Origin of the sequence: Amycolatopsis sp. (genome assembly GCF_025464955.1) — a bacterium.
In the GTDB taxonomy this organism is placed as follows: Bacteria; Actinomycetota; Actinomycetes; order Mycobacteriales; family Pseudonocardiaceae; genus Amycolatopsis.
This window is the reverse complement of sequence record NZ_JAODNM010000124.1, coordinates 315,292-333,161: the sequence shown is the minus strand read 5'-3', so window position 1 is coordinate 333,161 and position 17,870 is coordinate 315,292. Positions and strand designations below refer to the sequence as shown.

Sequence of the window (17,870 nt, the reverse complement as noted above, 5' to 3'; positions counted from 1 at the left end):
GTTGAACCGGCGAGCGAGGATTTCGCGGTGCAGTTGAACCCATGGGCGCTGGTCGCGGTCACGATGGTCGCCATGGTGACCTTCTTCCTCGGTCACCGCTCGTCCCGGTTCGCCATGACCACGCACGACTTCCTGGTGGCGCGGCGGACGGTCCGGTCGCGCCGCAACGCCGCGGCGATCTCCGGCGAGTACCTTTCGGCCGCGTCCTTCCTCGGGGTCGCGGGCATCGTGCTCAAGAACGGTGCCGACGCGCTGTGGTACCCGATCGGTTTCACCGCCGGCTATCTCGCGCTCATGCTGTTCGTCGCGGCGCCGCTGCGCAGGTCGGGTGCCTACACACTGCCGGACTTCGTCGAGGCCCGGCTCGGCTCGGCGACACTGCGCCGGGCGTCGACCGTGTTCGTCATGCTCATCGGAGTCCTGTACCTCGTCCCGCAGCTGCAGGGCGCCGGGCTGACGCTGTCCACGATCCTGCCCGTGCCGGTGTGGGTGGGCGCGGTGCTGGTGACGATCGTGGTGGCGTTCAACGTGGTCGCCGGCGGGATGCGCGCGATCACCGTGGTGCAGGCCTTCCAGTACTGGCTGAAGCTGTTCGCGATCGCGGCGCCGACGTTCATCCTGTGCGCGATCTTCCTCGGCGGCGGCGGTCCCGGCGGGGTGCGGCCGCTCGGCGACCCCGCGCCGCCGATGTTCGTCCACGACACCACCGTCACCGTCGGGAGCACCGTGTCGGTGCGGGTCGAGGGCGGCACCCATCTGACGGCCATCGGCACGGTCGACGGCCAGCCTTCGAAGAGCGACGTGTTCTGGGGACCGGAGGTCGAGCACACGGTTTCCGAGGGCACGACGTTGAAGTTCGCCGCGGGTACGCCGGTCCCGGTGGTCACCGACGCCCCGGAACTCAACTCGAACTGGCTGCGGCCCAGCGCGACCGGGTTGACCGGCCTGCTCGAGACGTACTCCCTGATCCTCGCGACTTTCCTTGGCACCATGGGTCTTCCGCACGTGCTGGTGCGCTTCTACACCAATCCCGACGGCAAAGCCGCGCGCCGGACCACGGTGCACGTGCTGCTCCTGCTGGGCCTGTTCTACCTGTTCCCGACGATGCTGGGCGCGCTGTCGCGGATGTATGTGCCCGAGTTGCTGGTGACCGGGAAGACCGACGCCGCGATCCTGCGGTTGCCGACCGCGATGCTGCCGGGGGTCGGGGGGCAGATCCTCAGCGCGGTGACCGCGGCCGGTGCGTTCGCGGCGTTCCTGTCCACGTCGTCGGGATTGCTGGTGAGCCTCGCCGGGGTGTTCTCGACCGACCTGCTGCCCGGGCGCGTGCGGGACTTCCGGTTCGCCACTTTCCTGGTCTCGGGGATGGCGGTGGGCGTCGCGCTGCTGGTGCGCTCGGAGGACCTGTCGATCTCGGTCGGCATGTCGTTCGCGATGGCCGCGTCGACGTTCTTTCCCTTGCTGGTGCTCGGAATCTGGTGGCGCAAGCTGACCTGGCCGGGTGCGCTGGCCGGGATGATCGTCGGTGGCGGACTCGTCCTCGCCGCGGTGGTGATCAACATCGTCAGCGGCTACAGCGGCGGCTGGGCGCCGTGGTTCGCCGCTCAGCCCGCGCTGATCACCGTGCCGGCCGCGTTCCTGACGACGTGGCTGGTCAGCAAGGCGACGTCGTACGGCGTCCCCGACGACGTCAACGGCGTGATGCTGCGGATGCACGCCCCGGATCCGCTCGGCTTCATGCGGGACCGGGCGATCGCGCGATTCGGACAGGCGGAGGACACGGCGCGCTCCGCTTCGGGGCGGCATCGCAAATAGGATTTCCTGCCGCACATAGCCCGCTTGGCGGTGTCTTCGGGAGCTGTAGTCGAGTAATCACTGGTGACATCGCGGTCCGCTATCACGATCGGGACATCCGCGGTGATCGGGGCGGAATTCTGCCCAGTTTCGATCTACTCAGAGTGAGTCCGTTCACTCAAATGGACTATCAGCATGGGGGCCAAGCGGGGTGCATGATCTCCGTGTCAACCGGATCACTGATCGTTCACCGAAGAGAGGTCGAAAGCCGGTTCACCCGGCGGTGTCGTCAGGTCCCTCGATCAGGGGCTTACCAAGCATCCCCGTAACTCTTTACGGTCCGTTGCTGTCTCCGCACCGAGCGTGCGAGGGCCGCGCGGCCGAGGACAGCGAAGTCGCTCGGCAGAGCACACATGGAGGTCCGACATGAGCAGTACCGAGCAAGGCCTCTCGGAAGATCCAGCACCGGACGAGGACTGGGAGCGCATCCAGTCGAGTCCCGAGTTCATTCAGCTTCGACGACGACTGCGTAACTTCGTTTTCCCGGTTTCGGTGTTGTTCCTGGTCTGGTACCTGCTCTACGTGCTGCTCGCGGACTACGCGCACCCGTTCATGTCGACGAAGATGTTCGGCAACATCACCGTGGGGCTGGTGTTCGGGCTGCTGCAGTTCGTCTCGACCTTCGTGATCACCGGGCTCTACGTGCGTTATGCGAACCGGAAACTCGATCCGGTCGCCGAACAGATCCGCGCCGAGGTCGAGGGGACGAAGAAATGACCTACCTTGCCGCGACGGTCGAAGGCAGCAACCCGGCCCTCAACATCACCATCTTCGGCGTGTTCGTGCTGATCACCCTGGTCATCGTGTTCCGGGCCAGCCGCAACAGCAAGACCGCGTCGGACTACTACGCCGCCGGGCGCGCGTTCACCGGCCCGCAGAACGGCATCGCGATCTCCGGCGACTACCTGTCGGCGGCGTCGTTCCTCGGCATCGCCGGGGCCATCGCGATCAACGGCTACGACGGCTTCCTGTACTCCATCGGCTTCCTCGTCGCCTGGCTGGTCGCACTGCTGCTGGTCGCGGAACTGCTGCGCAACACCGGCAAGTTCACCATGGGCGACGTGCTGGCCTTCCGGATGAAACAACGTCCGGTCCGCGCCGCCGCCGCGATCTCGACCCTGGCGGTGTCGTTCTTCTACCTGCTCGCGCAGATGTCCGGCGCCGGTGGTCTCGTCGCGCTGCTACTGGGAATCGAGAGCAAGACCGGGCAGGCGCTGGTCATCGCGATCGTCGGCGTGATCATGATCGTCTACGTGCTGGTCGGTGGCATGAAGGGCACCACCTGGGTGCAGATCATCAAGGCGACGCTGCTGATCATCGGCGCGCTCGTGATGACCATCTGGGTGCTCAGCAAGTTCGGCTTCAACCTGTCCAGCCTGCTTCAGGGCGCCGTCGACAAGGGCGGGAAGACCGGCGAAGCACTGCTCAGCCCGGGTAAGCAGTACGGGCTCACCGGTACCACTCGGCTCGACTTCCTCTCGCTCGGCATCGCGCTGGTGCTCGGCACAGCCGGCCTGCCGCACGTCCTGATGCGCTTCTACACCGTGCCGACGGCCAGGGAAGCGCGTCGCTCGGTGGTGTGGGCGATCGCTCTGATCGGCGTGTTCTACCTGTTCACGCTGGTGCTCGGCTACGGCGCCGGCGCGCTCGTCGGACCGAAGGACATCAGCGCGGCACCCGGCGGCGTCAACTCCGCCGCACCGCTGCTGGCCAAGGCGCTCGGCGGACCGGTCCTACTCGGGTTGATCGCGGCGGTCGCCTTCGCGACGATCCTCGCGGTCGTCGCCGGGCTGACGATCACGGCGTCGGCGTCCTTCGCCCACGACGTCTACGCCAACGTGATCAAGAAGGGCAAGTCCGACAGCAAGTCGGAGGTGAAGGTCGCCCGGATCACCGCGGTGGTGATCGGGGCGGTCGCGATCCTCGGCGGCATCCTCGCCAACGGCCAGAACGTCGCGTTCCTCGTCGCGCTCGCGTTCGCCGTCGCGGCTTCGGCCAACCTGCCGACGCTGCTGTACTCGCTGTTCTGGAAACGCTTCAACACCCAGGGCGCGCTCTGGAGCATCTACGGCGGCCTGATCATCACGATCGTGCTGATCATCTTCTCGCCGGCGGTGTCGGGGAAACCGAAGAGCCCCACCACCGGCAAGAGCGCGTCGATGCTGCAAAACGTCGACTTCCACTGGTTCCCGCTCGACAACCCCGGCATCGTCTCCATCCCGCTCGCGTTCATCCTCGGCTGGCTGGGCACCGTGCTGTCCAAGGAGTACAACGCGAAGAAGTACGCCGAGATGGAGGTCCGCTCGCTGACCGGTCTCGGCGCGGAGAAAGCCAACCCGGAGTGACCTCGGGTGCGGGGAAGGTCCCGTTTCGACGATGAACGGGACCTTCCCCGCACCGCCTCACACGCGCACAACGTCCGAACATGGGAGCATGAGAACGTGGTAAGCCCTGCTGAACTGCCGACTGTCTCGATCGCCGACCTGCCCAAGGACGCGGTGGTGCTGCTCGATGTCCGTGAGGACGACGAATGGGCTGCCGGACACGCGCCCGACGCGAAGCACATCCCGCTCGGCGACCTGCCCTCCCGGGTCGAGGAGCTGACGGAACTGCCCACCGACGTGCCGGTGTACGTGATCTGCCGCAGCGGCGGCCGGTCCGCCCGCGCCACCGCGTGGCTGAACTCGAGCGGCTGGGACGCGGTCAACGTGGCCGGCGGCATGAAGTCGTGGCAGGTCGAGGGACGTGAGCTCATCAGCGAGCGGCCGGACACCGAACCCGAGATCTTATAAGGCATGCACCCAGGTCAGTATCCGCAGGCGCGGCCGCAGATGCCACCACAGCCGCGTTATGCCCAGCCCCAGCCGTTCCAGCAGCCGCGGTACCGCACGCGTGTGCGCTGGGTCGCGTCGCCGCCGCCCGGTGCCTGGCCGGCCCGGCGCGCGAAAGGCGCCGAGCGGTACGCCGGTCCGCCGTCGTATGCCGCGATTCCCCGCTGGGGCTTCCCGAACCTGACGTGGCGTTCCCCGACAGCCGTGCCCGGCACGGCGTCGGACGTCGCGAGCCCGCTGCAGCGGGTCCGGATGATCGCCCGCAACACCGCGCCGATGCTGTGGATCCTCGCGGTGCTGGGGCTGGTGGCCGGCGGTTCCGAGATCTGGCGGTACGTGCTGCTGGTGCAGAGCCGGGCGTCGGCGCTGAACACCGGGGTAGTCGCGACTTCGGACAGCCTCCTGCTCACGTCGTCCTTGCTGACTTCGGTGTTTTCGCTGGTCCCGGTCGTGCTCGCGCTGTGGTGGCTGTTCGTCGCCCGGGTCGCCGCGGCCGACGCCGTCGGCGAGAACCCGCCGCGAAGCTCGCGGCAGGTGCTGGCCGGGTTCCTGGTGCCGGTGGTCAACCTGGTGATGGCCGGATCGATCATCGCCGAACTCGAACACGCCGTTCTCAGCCGCCCGTCCGCCCGTCGGCCTTCGCCGTCGAGGCTGGTACTCGGCTGGTGGGCGGCTTGGATCGTCAACTGGGTGCTGCTCGTGGTCGTGCTCTGGTGGCGCACTCAAGACGGTGTCCAGGCCCAGGCCGACGGCACCGTGCTCACCGCGTTGCTGGACTTGTCCGCGGTCGCGCTGGCCGTGGTCACGGCGTTGCTGATCCGCCGGTTCACCGGCCTGCTCGCGCCGATGGACGCCCGCAAGCTCCGGTCGTTCCGCGTGGTCAAGGTCGACGGCGCACCGGACCCGGCGCTGCGCGCTGTCCGGTCACATGGCGGCGTCCGCTAAAGCGCGACTCGGAGTTCCTGGAAGCCGCGGATGACGAACTCCGCGCGTCGCCTGGGTTCGGCCGCCAGGCGCAGACCAGGTAGCCGGGTGGTCAACGCGGTCAGTGCCGCGGCGATCTCGACCCTCGCCAGCGGCGCGCCGACGCAGTAGTGGATGCCCATCCCGAAACCCAGGTGCGCGTTCGGGGTGCGGCCGATGTCGAGCGTGTCGGGGTCGTCGAACACCTTCGGATCACGCGCGGCCGCGCCGAGCAGCGCGCCGATCCGCTCACCCTTCGCGATCGAGTACCCGGCGATCTCGACGTCGGTAGTGGCCGTGCGCTCGAAGAGCTGCAGCGGAGCGTCGAAGCGGATCAACTCCTCGACACCGGTGTCGAGGAGTTCGGCGTCCCCGAGCAGCCTTTCCCACTGGTCGCGGTGCTTGAGCAGGGCGTACACGCCGTTGCCGAGCACGTTGACGGTGGCTTCGTGCCCGGCCATCAGCAGCAGGACGGCTGTCGCGACCAGCTCGTCGGCACTCAGCCCGTCCCGGCGGAGGTCGCTGATCAGGTCGTCGCCCAGCGGACCGGCCGCGAGGTCACGCACGTACGCGACGAACTCGCCGGCCGCGCGCTCGGCGTCGTCGCGCTCGGCCTCCGGCAGGCCGTACTCGTACATCTTGACGATCGCGTTGCTGAGGACGACCAGTTGCCGCCCGTCGGCCACCGGCGCGCCGAGCAGTTCCGCGATCACCGAGATCGGCAGCGGCTGGGCGAGGTGCTCGAGCAGGTCGGCTTCGCCGTCCGCGGCGATCTTGCCCGCCAGCTCGTCGACCATGCCTTCGGCGAGCTCGGCCACCATCGGCCGCAACCGCTGGACGTGCCCGCGTCCGAACGCGCCGGCGATCAGGCGTCGAAGCCGGGTGTGCGCCGGTGGCTCGTTCTCCAGCAACGAGTTGCGGTGCAGGAGGTTGAACGAGGTGAACCGCTCCAACGGCGTCGCGTCGGACCAGATCCGGCCGAGCCCGCGATGCCGCAACACCGCCGCCGATGCCGCGTGCGACACGGCGACCGCGATCCCGAGCCCCTCGTGCCGGTGCACTTCACCCTCGGCGCGCAGCGCGGCGTACGCGGGATACGGGTCAGCGAGGAACACGGGATCTGCGGTGTCGAACACCACCCGAGCGTAAAGGACTCGTGAGCGTTCCGGCCGGTTCTCGCCGGCGCCGCCACTCACGAGCCGCGCCCCGCCGCCGTGGTGCCGGGGCGCGGGGCGGTAGCGTCTGCTGGCCGAGCAGAAGGAGGCCAAATGGGCAAGGGCGGGCGCAAGAAGGGTCCCAAGACGGACCGTAAACCGAAGGTGCGCGAGGTGTTCGTCGGCCAGCCGTTCGAGGGCTTGGCCGCGGAGTCCGAGTTGATCGCGCTGCGCGAGTTCGTGCCGTCGGCGACGGCGAAGCTGACGCTTCGGGACAGCGACCAGACGGTCACGCTGGGCACGGTGCTGCCGGTGGCGGCAGCCGCGTTCGTGCGGTCGGACGGTGAGCGGTTCGTCGGCCTGCAGGTGCAGACCCGGTCCACCGACATCAGCCGCGACCTTGGCCGGTCGCTGCGCTGGGTGCTCGACGCGAACGTCGGCGACATTCTTGGCGTGCCCGACACCACGACCCCCGCCGCCGAGGGTGAGCGCCTGCAGGATCTGCTGGTCGCGGACGTCGAACTCGACGCCACGCTGCACACGGACTTCTCCTGGTGGCTGCCCGAGGACTCCGAGTCGAACGACGAGATCGCCATGTCCCTCGAGCGCGCGAACGCGGCGATCATGCCGACCGAGCGGCTCAGCCCCGGCGCGTACTGGGTCGAGGCCGGCGACAAGGCACATCTGCGCTGGGTCCGCCCCGAGCCGGAGAACCTGCTGATGCAAGCGCTTGCGCGGCTGTCCGCGGCCGGCGAGATCGGGATCGGCGAGGGTTCGCGGTATGCCGGTTCGTTCCGGGCGCACGGCCTGCTCGTGCCGGTGTGGGACCTCGACCCCGAGGCGCATGCGCGCGAGTGGACCGAGGGTGCGAAGGAGTTGGGTATCCGGTTGGAGGCCGCGCTCAAGTCGTTGGACTCGGAGCCGCTGACGACCGCCGAGCGCCGGTCTCGTGACGGGCTCATCGGCCGCCAGCTCACGCTGAGGTAGCGGCGAATGATCCTGCACATGTGCTCGGCCGACGAGTGGGCCGCCGTGCCCGAGGGCGGCTCCTACCGGGCTGCTTCGCTCGACACCGAGGGCTTCATCCACTGCTCCGACCCCGGCACGCTGCACCAGCCGGCGAACCGGCTCTACCTGGGCCGCACCGATCTCGTCGTGCTGGAGGTCGACCCGGCCGCACTAGGGGTGCCGTTGCGCTGGGAGCAGGCCTATCCGGACAATCGGGACGCCACCTGGTTCCCGCACGTCTACGGTCCGATCCCGCGTGCGGCCGTGGTGGCCGTCCACCCCCTTCCGCCGGAGCCGGATGGTTCTTTCCGGTTACCGGAGGTTCTCGCGAACCGGTAAACGGGGGCAACGCCGCCCCCGTTCGGGCGTCCCTCAATGTGTCGTAATAAACGGGCACAGCAGCGGGACAACCAGCGGGGGCGGTCATGCGTTTTGCTCATGGCGGTGCGAAAGCGCCTGGCGAGGCCATGCTGGAGGGAAGACACGCGGTGACCGCGCGCGTGCCGGCCGTCTCGGGGGGATCCGGGGTCGAAGGCTGGGCGGTCACCAAGCACCGAGGGAGGCCGGTGGCTGCGGAGGGGAAGTTCTCGGACTTCGCGGACTTCGTCGAGTCCGCCCTGCCCGGCCTGCTCCGCTACGGCCACGCGTTGACCGGCAATCCGCACGACGCGGCCGACCTCGTGCAGACCGTGCTGGAGAAGATCGGCTCCCGGTGGACCTACGTCCAGCGCAAGACCGGGGACCCGCTGGCCTACATCCGCCGGTCGATGGCAAACGCGCACGTCAGCCGGTGGCGCCGGACGCGGCGGGAGAACCTCGTCGCCGACATGCCGGACACCCAGCCGTTCAGTCCGGCGGACCCGTTCGAGCACGAACCACTGTGGCTCGCGTTACGGGCTTTGCCGCCGAGGCAACGTGCGGTGATGGTCCTGCGTTACTACGAAGGACTCTCCGAAATCGAAATCGCGGCGACGCTGGGTATCAGCGCCGGCACGGTGAAGAGCCAGGCGAGTAAGGCCATGGCCTCGTTACGGACAAAACTGATGCCGGTCATGCAGGACGGTGAAGGGAGGGGAACAGCTTGAGCTCTTTCGACGACGACGAGCTCGACGGCGAACTCCGGCGGTTGTTCACCGACGACCGCCTCGGGGTGCAGCCCGAAGCAGGCACCAAGCAGGCCATCGTCGCGGGCGCCCAGCGCCTCCGCCGTCGGCGGGCCATACTGACCTCTGCCACCGGGGTGACCCTGGCGGTGATGATGGTCGGCGGCGTCGTGACGGTCGGCAGCCTGCGCGGGCACCATCAGACGGTCGACGTGGCCTCGCAGCCGCTGGAAACCACTTCGGCGGACGGCGTCCACCCGACGGCGTTGTCCACTGTGCCCCCAGCTCCGAGCGACCCCAGCACGCAGTTCACCGTCGTCGAGCCGGTGATACCGCAATCGCCGACCCCAACGCCTCCGCCATCGCGCCGCAACGACATGCCTCCCGTCACCAACCCCAAAGTCGCCGGCAAGCCCACCATGCCGAAGTACGTCGGTCCGGAGCTCAACGCCGCCGGTTACGGCAACCTGAAGCTCGGGATGACCGCCGCGCAGGCCGCCGCGCAGGGGGTCACGTTGACCCAGACCGGCAGCACGGCCTCCTGCTCGTCATTCGACATCGCCGGCAGCGGCGTGCCGAGCACCGGATCGATCGCCATTTCGGCGGCCAACGGGCTCGTGGCCATCGCGCCGGACGCACCGGTGCACACCCCGGAGGGCATCGGCCAGGGTTCCTCAGAGGACGACGTGTTCACCGCGTATCCCGGGGCCACCGACGGTGGGACTGGCGGGCTTACCGCGCCCGCCGGAGTCACGAGCACCTACAGCTTTTCGGTAAACAACTCCCAGCAGGTGGAGAACGTGAACCTCAGCAGCGACAACCAGGACTGCGCCGCCTGAGCGGGGCGCGCAAACGAAAACCCGGGCTACTCCACAGGGGGAGAGCCCGGGTTTTCCGTTTGTGCGGAAGCTATTACAGTGCGCCGCCGGCGACCGGGGGCATGTTGGCGCTGGGCGCGCTGTCGCCGACCGATTCGCGGTGCAGGTGCGCCTCGATGTCGAAGAGGTTTCCGTTCGCCCGCTTGACGACGTTGAGCAGCGTGGTCATCTGCGAGATCTCTTCGACCTGTTCGGCGAGGAACCACTGCACGAACTGCTCGGCCATGAAGTCCTCTTCCGCGCGGGCGGCCTTGGCCAACGTCTGGATGTCGGCCGCGACCTCCTTTTCCTGCGCGAGGGCAAGCTCGATCAGGTCGACGACGCCGGAGAACTCGTTGCGGACCTCACCGGTGCCGGGGATCTCGACATGGTGGTCGGTGTCCAGCATGTACTGGACGAGTGCCATCGCGTGGTTGCGCTCCTCGACGGACTGCTTGTAGAAGTGCTTCGCGAGCTGGGGCAGGTCCTCGTTGTCGAACCAGACCGCCAGCGCGATGTACTGCTGGGACGCGTTGAACTCGTTGTGCACCTGCGCCTGCAGCAGTTCGTAGAACTTCGATCGCGGTTCTTTTTTCGTGAGGGCCATGTCTTCGAAGATAACCGAAAGGCCTATTTATTTCCACTTTTCACTGGTGATCTACCCCCTATTAGGTTACTATTCCACAAGCTAGGCCAGACTAAATTCGCTTAGCCTTCCCTAACTTTCAGAGGCTTTACCGCTATTGTTGTGACTATTTATTGAGGGAAGGCTAAACAGGGTCGCGGACCACCGGGCAGGACATGCAGCGCGGTCCGCCGCGGCCGGATCCCAGCTCCGAACCGGCGATCGGCAGCACCTCGATACCGGCTTCTTCCAGCCGTGCGTTGGTCTCGCCGTTGCGCTCGTAACCGACGACGACCCCCGGCGCCAGTGCGAGGGTGTTGTTCCCGTCGTCCCACTGCTCACGCTCGGCGGTGACCGGGTCGAGCCCGGTGTCGATCACCCGCAGCCGCTCGATGCCCATGGCCTCCGCGGCCGCGGTCAGGAACGGTGCCGGCCCGGTGACATGCACCGAACCGTTGCCGTCGGGACGCACGGTGAAGGCGGTCAGCGAGTCGCGGGAGAGTGGATACATCACCACGGCGTCGGAGTCGACCATCGTGCACACGGTGTCGAGGTGCATCGTGGCGCGGGCCTGCTCGATCGGCACCGCGAGCACGGTGTGGGCGACGTCGTCCGCGAACAGCGAACGGGCCAGCGACTCGGCACCGGCCGCGGTGGTGCGCTCGCCGACGCCGATGGCCACGACCCCGGGCGACAGCAGCATCACGTCGCCGCCTTCGATCGGCGCGGAGTGGGCGCCGTACGCGCGCGCGGCCTGCCGGAACCGCGGGTGATAGGCGTAGACGAGGTCGAGCAACGCGGTCTCACGTCGTCGCGCGGGCATGGTGAGCGAGGAGATCGCGACCCGGTCGCCGATCCACGCCGAGGAGTCGCGCGTGAACAGCAGGTTCGGCAGCGGGTCCACGGCGAAGTCGTGCGGGTGGTTCATCTTCTGGACGAGCGAATTGCCTTCGGCCGCCGGGAGTTCCTCGAAGGTCATCCCGGCCATCAGCGTTTCGGCGAGCGCCGCGGCGTCGATGCCGGACAGGTGGGAGCGCAGGGAGTCGGCGAGGTCGTTGCCGAGCCGTCGGTCGTCGACGGCCGCGTGCACCCCGGCCGCGTGGGCGCGGGGATCGGCGAGCGCGGTGCGCAGGGTGTCGCCGAGCAGCAGTACCTCGACACCACGGCCGCGCAGCACCTCGGCGAAGGCGTCGTGCTCCTGCTGCGCGCGGTCGACCCAGGGGATCGAGTCGAAGAGCAACTGGTCGTTGTTGCGCGGAGTGAGCCTTTTGAGCTCGTTGCCGGGCCGGTGCAGGAGAACGGTGCGCAGGCGGCCGACTTCGCTGTCCACGCGGGGTGCTTTCGGTTCTTCGATCACCAGGTGAGCCTAATGACCCACGACTAGGGCAGCCAGGAAATGTGGTTCTTCAGTAGCGAATAACCGACGAAAGATACGACGTCCAACAGTGTGTGGGCGACCACCAGCGGCCACAGCCGGTTCGTGCGCTGCCAGACGCGCCCGAACACCAGGCCCATCACCAGGTTGCCGATGAACCCGCCGAACCCTTGGTAGAGGTGGTACGAGCCGCGCAGGACGGCCGCGCCGAGCAGTGAGCTGTTCTCGCGGACGCCCAGCTGCCGCAGCCGGGTCAGCAGGTAGCCGATGACGAGGGCTTCCTCGGCGAACGCGTTGCCGAAGGCCGACAGCACCAGCGCGATCGGCCGCCACCAGGTGTCGCCCAAAGTGGACGGTTGGACGGCGAGGCTGATCCCCAGCTGGTAGCCGACGAAGTACAGCACCAGCCCGGGAATGCCGATGAGCGCGGCGAGTCCGAACGCCCAGCCCAGGTCTCGGCCGCGGCGACTGGTGTCCAGCCCGATCGAGGCGAGCTTGATTCCGCCCTGCCACAGCAGATACAGCCCGAGCGCGCCCCAGCCGACCAGCTGCACCACGTCGAGCAGCTGCTGGAGCAGGTCGATCAGACTCGCCGTGGCCTGGGAGACGTTGAGTGCCACGTGCTGCTGGGACAGCGCGACCGGTTTCAGCAGTGAGTCCACAAGGGACAGCAGGCTACGGAGCCCGGACAGGCCGAGGGTGATGCCGAAGACCACGAACAGCTCGATCTTGAGCACGCGCCGCCGCGCCGGGTCGGTGCTCACCTCGGGGAGGCCGGGACGTTCGGGGCGCAACCAGGAACGCGCGGTGGAGCTCATCAGCGCACGCTACCGTCCACCCGTAAATTGGGTGTCATGTCGCCCTACATCGCCACCAATGACAAAGTCGATCGCGCCGGTCTCGTCGAGTTCCTCCGCACCCGGCACCGCGCCATCCTGATGACCACCAAGGCCGACGGCGGCCCGCAGCTCTCGCCTGCGACCAGCGGCGTCGATGCCGAAGGCCGGTTGGTGATCGCCACCTACCCGCAGCGCGCGAAGGTGGTCAACATCCGGAAGAACCCGAAGGTCTCGGTCTGCATGCTCTCCGACGAGTGGAACGGGCCGTGGGTGCAGTTCCACGGGACCGCGGAGATCCTCGACATCCCCGAAGCCGTCGAGCCGCTGGTGGAGTACTTCCGCAGCATTTCGGGCGAGCACTCGGACTGGGACGAATACCGCGAAGCCATGGTCCGCCAGAACAAGAGCCTGATCCGGATCACCATCGCGAGCTGGGGCCCGATCGCGACCGGTGGGTTCCCGCCGGAGCTGGCTGAGGGCTCGTGAGCGTTCCGGCTCGCCCGGGTGCGGGTGGCCCGCAGGGCACGGTACCGGCCGGAACGCTCACGAGCGTTCGCGCTGCAGGAACGGGCATCCGACGAGGCGCCGCAACTCGGCGGCGAGTTGCGGCGGGCCATCGACCGGGCGTGAGAACGCCAGCCGGACGTCGTGGTCGCCGCTCGTGGCTTCCACGCGCAGCCGAAGGCCGTAGCGGTCGAGGCCGAGCGGCCGGAGGCGTCCCTGGCGCAGATCCGGCGGCAGGTGGTGGGCCAGCTGCTCGACGACGTCGGAGTGGTCGCTTTCCAGGTGCCGCAACCAACCGGCTTCGTAGTCGTGGAACGGATCGGGGCTGGCGGCGCTGAACATGTGCGGCCGCAGCGAGTGGGTGCCGTCGGCGTCGGCCAGTACCAGTGACGCGGGCGTCAGCCGCAGCACGCTCACGCCGTGTCCGACGTCGAGCAGCCGCTCGTCCGGCCGGTGCTCGGCGATCGACACCGCGCGCGCCCGTGCCGAAACGTCGTTGAGCGGCCGCAACCAGCCGGTGATCCACAGCAGGCCCCGGACCGGTTCCCGCAGGTCCACCGGCGCCTGGTCGACGAGTTCGCACACCACGGCCAGCTCGCCGCGCTGGGTCTGCCGGGTCGCGGTGAGCATCGGGTGGTCGTCGGGCAGCAGGATGCTGACGCTGCCGCTGGCGTGCACGTGATGCAGCACCGGGACGACGCGTTCGCTGTCGCGGTCCGGACCTTCGACGGTGGGCATCAGCGTCGCCGGCCCAGTGCGGGTGGCGATCGTCTTGGCACGTTCGGACGGGTTCGGGGCCGGCGGTCGACGGGTGGTTGTCACGGGTGTCTCGGTCACTGGCGCACCTCCTAGTTAGGTGAGGCTAACCTGTGCTCTCCGGATTGGGAAGGCCGGTGCGTAACGGATCACCGGGTACCACCGAAAGGGGGATGACCAGGTCACCTGCCGAGAAGGACCAACCGTGCAAAGCACTCAGGTGGACCGGGTACGCGTGTTCGAACCGCGCCCGGACCGGGCGGCGAACGCCGACCCGCTGTTCGCCGACCTGTTCACCAAGGGCCGCCGGCGCGTACTGCGCTCGTTCGTGGCAAACCTGGTCCTCGTCGCACTCGGCGTGGTGATCTTCGTCCGCAGCGACGTCGGGATCGCGGCTCCTGGCTTCTTCGTCGTCCTCTTCGGCCCGTCCGGGGTCTTGTCTCTGCGGACCTATCTCGGCACGGTTCGCCCGATGGGCAACCTGCTCGGCGGTGGTTTTCGGGAACTTTGGCCAGGTCAGGGCGGAGTTCTGCACGCAGGCAACAAGGTCGGCCTCCGCCTCCCCGGCGACGGCGACCCGCAGTGGCTGGTGCTTCGCATGGCCGCGGCCAAACGACTCCAGCTCGCCGGGCAGCGGCGGGTCTGGGTGCTCGGTCCCGGTCCCCGCGGGCACGCGCTGGTGCTCCTGCCCGGCGCGGTCGTCGGAACCCTCGGGCGCGTCCGGCCGGAGCCGCCGGACGGTGCCGAGGAGCTCCCGCTTGAACCACGGCAACCGTGCGGACCGAACGAGGACCCGGTGCTGCTGGCCCGGCTGGCGGACGTGCGGCGGGGGCAAGTGACCGTGATCACGTGCTTCGCCGCCATCCTCGCCTGGCTGGCTTGGATCTGGCTATCCGTGGACTCCGCTTCGGGTCCGGTGGGCGACTTCTTCTCCGGGTTCGCCCCATCGGTGGCCGCGGTGTTCGCGTTGCTGGCGGGGCTGGTGATCGTCAGCGCGTTCCGGATCGGCAGGAAGCCGGTCGAGACGACGTGGACCGAGTTGGCCGTGGTGACCTACGGGGACTTCGTCCTCACCGCGGCCGGGGTGGCGAGTGTCGGCGGGAGCGCCACCCTGCCCGACGGCCGCCAGGCGACGTTTCGGCTGATCAAGGTCGACGTGAACCTGATCGTCAACGTCATCGCGACCGGGCGGCTGTGGATCATCGGCCCGCCTCGGCAGGGGGTCCGGCTCAGGGTTGGCCTACCGGGCTATCCGTTGCACGGCACAGTCAAACTCACCGCGTAATCCGCTCACGTCCCCAGCGCGCGTCGGGTGGCCTCGTCGGTTTCGAGGACGCCGCGCCGGATGCCTTCGAGCTGGTCACCCAGGTCGGCGACGGTGCCGGACGCGGCGTCGGGCCCGGTGTCCTCGAGCGCCGAGAGCTCGACGACGCGCGCGACCAGGGCTTCCAGGCCGAGCGCGCCTGACTGGAGCCGGGCGAGCAGCTTCGTGCGGGAGCTCGTCAGCCGGGCGTGGACGTCTTCCTGCTCCTGGATCGACGCCAGCGCCTGGTCGAGGTCGGCGTGCACGTCCGCGTCCGCCGACGCGATGCTCCGGCGAAGCCGCGACTTTTCCACGGCCAGTGCGGACCGGTCGATGTGGCCGAGCGCCTTCGCCGCGGTCGTTGCGCGGCCCGCGAGCCGGCGCAGCGTCTCGATCGTCTCGTCGACGCCCGGCTTCATCTCGGCCACCCGTTCGGCGAGCGGGCCGTCCTCAAGCGCACCGCCGGCTTGCGCGAAATCGGCGGCCGCCGCGGCGGCCCTGGCGCACCAGACGCCTTCGGCCGACTGGGGATCGACCTCGATGGCCTTCGGCGGCTTGGTTGCCGGCACCCCCTTATTGCCGGCCGCGGCGACGCCGGCGCGGGCCAGCAGCACGACAACGCCGACACCGGCGGCTATCCCCAGTGGTAGTTGCACCGCCCACGCGACGCCGGCCGTCCCGGCCGCGAGGAACAGTCCCCACGGTTCTCGCAGTTCCTTACCGAAAGCCATACGTCCTCAGAAGTTCGAGATCACGGCCGTGAACACCTGGTCGATGGTGTCCGGCTTGGACGAGTCGTACTCGCTGGCCTGGGTGGCCTGCGCGATCTGGCGCAGCGTGTCCTGGTCGGCGTCGCCGCCGTAGGCGATGGTGAACAGGCGGACCGGGTCGGCGCCCTCGGTTTTCAGCTGCCCGAGGAGGTTCGGTAGGTCGATGCCCGAGGTGTCCTCGTTGCGGCCGTCGGTGAGCACGACGACCGCGTTGATCGCCGACGGGTCCAGATGCTGCTGAACGTACTGGTACGCCGCGAGTGTCGAATCGTAGAGGCCCGTGCCGGTCTGCGGGGACAGCCCGCCGAGCCGGGTCGCCAGCGCGTCACGCCGTTTGACGCCGTCGACCTGGCCGCCGACCGGGCCTACCGGCACGACCTCGGCGTAGTCCTTGTCGCCGTCGAGCTGGGTCGAGAACATCCACAGCCCGACCTGGTCGGTGTCGGTGAACTGGCCGAGCGAGGTGATCGCCGCCTGCTTCGCCAGGTCCATCTTCGACTTGCCGGTGCCCGCCACCGGGTCGCCCATCGACCCGGAGACGTCGACGACCAGCAGCAGGTTCGCCTTCTTGCGCAGCTGGGTCCACGACTGCAGCAGCTTGTCGAGCACGGGCGGGCTCGGCGGCGTGATCAGGTTGAGCTTGGCGTCCGGCTGCGCGCCGTTGTCCGCGGTGACCTGCTGGCCCGGCTTGTTGTCGAAGGTGCGGAACCCGAGGTCTTCGAACTTCTTCTGCGCGTCCGCGCCGCGCAGGTAGGTGAAGAAGTCCGCGGCCGCCTGCTTGTGCGCGTCGTCGATCCAGGTCAGCGGTGTGTACGGGTGGTCGGAGTTCAGCGTGCCGTCGCTCGGGTAGATCGCGACCAGCGGCACCTTCGGCTTGGCGTGCTGGCCGAGCTTCGCCGGGTCGTTGGTCGGGTTGCCCTCGTTGTAGCCGATCAGCGAGTTCTCTTCGACGGTCACCGCGGAGATGTAGGACAGCGCCGCGCTGCGGTCGTCGGCCTTCTGCAGGTTGGTCAGGAAGGTGAGCGTGTTGTCGCCGTAGTGCACGATCGACTGCTCGACGCCGCGGACGAACGACACCACCTGCGGTTTCGCGAGCGCGGCGGCGGTCAGGTCGGACGACGTGCCGGTGGCCGCGTAGTAGGCGCCGATGGTGGCGTTGAGGCCGGCCGTCGAGATGGTCGGGTTGGTCTTGCCGAGGCGGAACTTGCCCCACTCCGGGTGGCCGAACTTCGCCCAGCCTGCCGGGTCGGTCGCGAGCGCGTCGAGGTCCTTCCAGCCCAGTGGCTTGCCGGGCCAGCCGAGAGCCTCGGCCATCGGCTTCGGCATCGCGATGGTCAGCGGGGAGTTGACGATCGACTGCGGGGTGTCCGCCGAGACGATCGATGCGTGGTCGGTGCCGGTGAGGCGCTGCCGCAGCAGGTTTACCCAGCCCGAGGCCGCGGGGGACCAGACGTCGGGGCGGGGGCCGTCGGCGACCTCGTTCCAGCCCTGCGCCAGCTCCTGCATGGTCGTTCCGGAGCTCTGGGCCGTCACGACGACGTCCACGCATTTGCCGGCGACCGAGCGCCCGCTGTAGGCGTTCGCCGCCTCCTTCATGACGCCCGCCTTCTCCGGCGAACTCGTGACGTGGAGCGACAGCGCGTCGGAGCTGGCGCACTTGGCCTGGCTGCCGGGCGCCGCGCTCGAGCCGGAGTCGCTCGTCAGGTAGCGCAGGCCCACGATCAGCCCGGCGGCCACCACGATCGCCGCGAGGAACGAGATCTTCCGGCGCCGTTTCCGGGCGGCTTGCGCGTTCAGGGTCATCGAACCTCCGTGCTAGCCGGCGGGGATCGTAGAGGGCTCAGTATCCGGTGGCCGAGACGGAGATCGACCGAAGTTGCCGAACCGTTGCGGCGGCTGAAGAGGGCCTTGACGTCCGGCCGAACTGC

Annotated in this window: 18 protein-coding genes; 11 read left to right on the top strand and 7 right to left on the bottom strand. The window is 68.6% G+C overall.

Annotated features, from left to right (window positions below; all coding sequences use genetic code 11):
* The first annotated feature begins 27 nt into the window (after positions 1–27).
* The 5 genes from JWQ81_RS31945 to JWQ81_RS31925 all read left to right on the top strand — a co-directional run bounded on the left by JWQ81_RS31945 (position 28) and on the right by JWQ81_RS31925 (position 5,630).
* Positions 28–1,815, top strand: a complete 1,788-nt coding sequence (locus JWQ81_RS31945) for a cation acetate symporter (RefSeq protein ID WP_297547488.1) — start codon at positions 28–30, stop codon at positions 1,813–1,815.
* 405 nt (positions 1,816–2,220) lie between these two features.
* Positions 2,221–2,571 (top strand): DUF485 domain-containing protein, encoded by a 351-nt coding sequence (locus JWQ81_RS31940; protein ID WP_297547487.1) that lies wholly within the window; start codon positions 2,221–2,223, stop codon positions 2,569–2,571.
* Positions 2,568–4,199 (top strand): cation acetate symporter, encoded by a 1,632-nt coding sequence (locus JWQ81_RS31935; RefSeq protein WP_297547486.1) that lies wholly within the window; start codon positions 2,568–2,570, stop codon positions 4,197–4,199. The genes JWQ81_RS31940 and JWQ81_RS31935 overlap by 4 nt, the downstream gene beginning before the upstream one ends.
* Before the next feature lie 96 nt (positions 4,200–4,295).
* Positions 4,296–4,646, top strand: a complete 351-nt coding sequence (locus JWQ81_RS31930; RefSeq protein WP_297547485.1) for a rhodanese-like domain-containing protein — start codon at positions 4,296–4,298, stop codon at positions 4,644–4,646.
* A 3-nt stretch (positions 4,647–4,649) separates the two neighbouring features.
* On the top strand, positions 4,650–5,630 hold the full coding sequence (locus JWQ81_RS31925) for a DUF4328 domain-containing protein (RefSeq protein WP_297547484.1): 981 nt from the start codon (positions 4,650–4,652) through the stop codon (positions 5,628–5,630).
* Here the strand turns inward: JWQ81_RS31925 and JWQ81_RS31920 are convergent.
* Positions 5,627–6,784, bottom strand: a complete 1,158-nt coding sequence (locus JWQ81_RS31920; protein WP_297547483.1) for a cytochrome P450 — start codon at positions 6,782–6,784, stop codon at positions 5,627–5,629. The genes JWQ81_RS31925 and JWQ81_RS31920 overlap by 4 nt on opposite strands.
* 132 nt (positions 6,785–6,916) lie before the next feature.
* Between JWQ81_RS31920 and JWQ81_RS31915 the strand changes: the two genes are divergently transcribed.
* The 4 genes from JWQ81_RS31915 (at position 6,917) to JWQ81_RS31900 (ending at position 9,752) form a co-directional block, all read left to right on the top strand.
* A complete protein-coding gene (locus JWQ81_RS31915) occupies positions 6,917–7,789 on the top strand; it encodes a DUF5926 family protein (protein WP_297547482.1) in 873 nt (290 codons plus the stop codon).
* A 6-nt stretch (positions 7,790–7,795) separates the two neighbouring features.
* Positions 7,796–8,149, top strand: coding sequence for a DUF952 domain-containing protein (locus tag JWQ81_RS31910; protein WP_297547481.1), 354 nt, complete (start codon positions 7,796–7,798; stop codon positions 8,147–8,149).
* A 227-nt stretch (positions 8,150–8,376) separates the two neighbouring features.
* The gene (locus JWQ81_RS31905; protein ID WP_297547648.1) at positions 8,377–8,895 is read left to right on the top strand and encodes a SigE family RNA polymerase sigma factor; all 519 of its coding nucleotides are present in this window, start codon (positions 8,377–8,379) and stop codon (positions 8,893–8,895) included.
* Entirely contained in the window at positions 8,892–9,752 is an 861-nt protein-coding gene (locus JWQ81_RS31900) for a hypothetical protein (RefSeq protein ID WP_297547480.1), read from the top strand. The genes JWQ81_RS31905 and JWQ81_RS31900 overlap by 4 nt, the downstream gene beginning before the upstream one ends.
* A gap of 73 nt (positions 9,753–9,825) precedes the next feature.
* Here the strand turns inward: JWQ81_RS31900 and JWQ81_RS31895 are convergent, their stop codons facing one another.
* From JWQ81_RS31895 to JWQ81_RS31885, 3 genes are all read right to left on the bottom strand, one after another.
* Positions 9,826–10,377, bottom strand: a complete 552-nt coding sequence (locus JWQ81_RS31895; RefSeq protein WP_297547479.1) for a ferritin — start codon at positions 10,375–10,377, stop codon at positions 9,826–9,828.
* A gap of 163 nt (positions 10,378–10,540) precedes the next feature.
* Complete coding sequence (arcA, locus tag JWQ81_RS31890; protein WP_297547647.1) at positions 10,541–11,725, bottom strand: arginine deiminase; 1,185 nt, start codon at positions 11,723–11,725, stop codon at positions 10,541–10,543.
* A 50-nt stretch (positions 11,726–11,775) separates the two neighbouring features.
* Entirely contained in the window at positions 11,776–12,588 is an 813-nt protein-coding gene (locus JWQ81_RS31885) for a CPBP family intramembrane glutamic endopeptidase (RefSeq protein ID WP_297547478.1), read from the bottom strand.
* A 36-nt stretch (positions 12,589–12,624) separates the two neighbouring features.
* Between JWQ81_RS31885 and JWQ81_RS31880 the strand changes: the two genes are divergently transcribed.
* Complete coding sequence (locus JWQ81_RS31880; protein WP_297547477.1) at positions 12,625–13,095, top strand: PPOX class F420-dependent oxidoreductase; 471 nt, start codon at positions 12,625–12,627, stop codon at positions 13,093–13,095.
* Between the two features lie 57 nt (positions 13,096–13,152).
* Here the strand turns inward: JWQ81_RS31880 and JWQ81_RS31875 are convergent, their stop codons facing one another.
* Complete coding sequence (locus JWQ81_RS31875; protein WP_297547476.1) at positions 13,153–13,950, bottom strand: DUF2470 domain-containing protein; 798 nt, start codon at positions 13,948–13,950, stop codon at positions 13,153–13,155.
* A 124-nt stretch (positions 13,951–14,074) separates the two neighbouring features.
* Here JWQ81_RS31875 and JWQ81_RS31870 point away from each other — a divergent pair, with 124 nt between their 5' ends.
* Entirely contained in the window at positions 14,075–15,154 is a 1,080-nt protein-coding gene (locus tag JWQ81_RS31870) for a hypothetical protein (RefSeq protein WP_297547475.1), read from the top strand.
* A gap of 5 nt (positions 15,155–15,159) precedes the next feature.
* Here the strand turns inward: JWQ81_RS31870 and JWQ81_RS31865 are convergent, their stop codons facing one another.
* Entirely contained in the window at positions 15,160–15,903 is a 744-nt protein-coding gene (locus JWQ81_RS31865) for a hypothetical protein (protein ID WP_297547474.1), read from the bottom strand.
* Positions 15,904–15,909: 6 nt separating this feature from the next.
* Entirely contained in the window at positions 15,910–17,745 is a 1,836-nt protein-coding gene (locus tag JWQ81_RS31860) for a substrate-binding and VWA domain-containing protein (RefSeq protein ID WP_297547473.1), read from the bottom strand.
* Between the last annotated feature and the right edge of the window lie 125 nt (positions 17,746–17,870).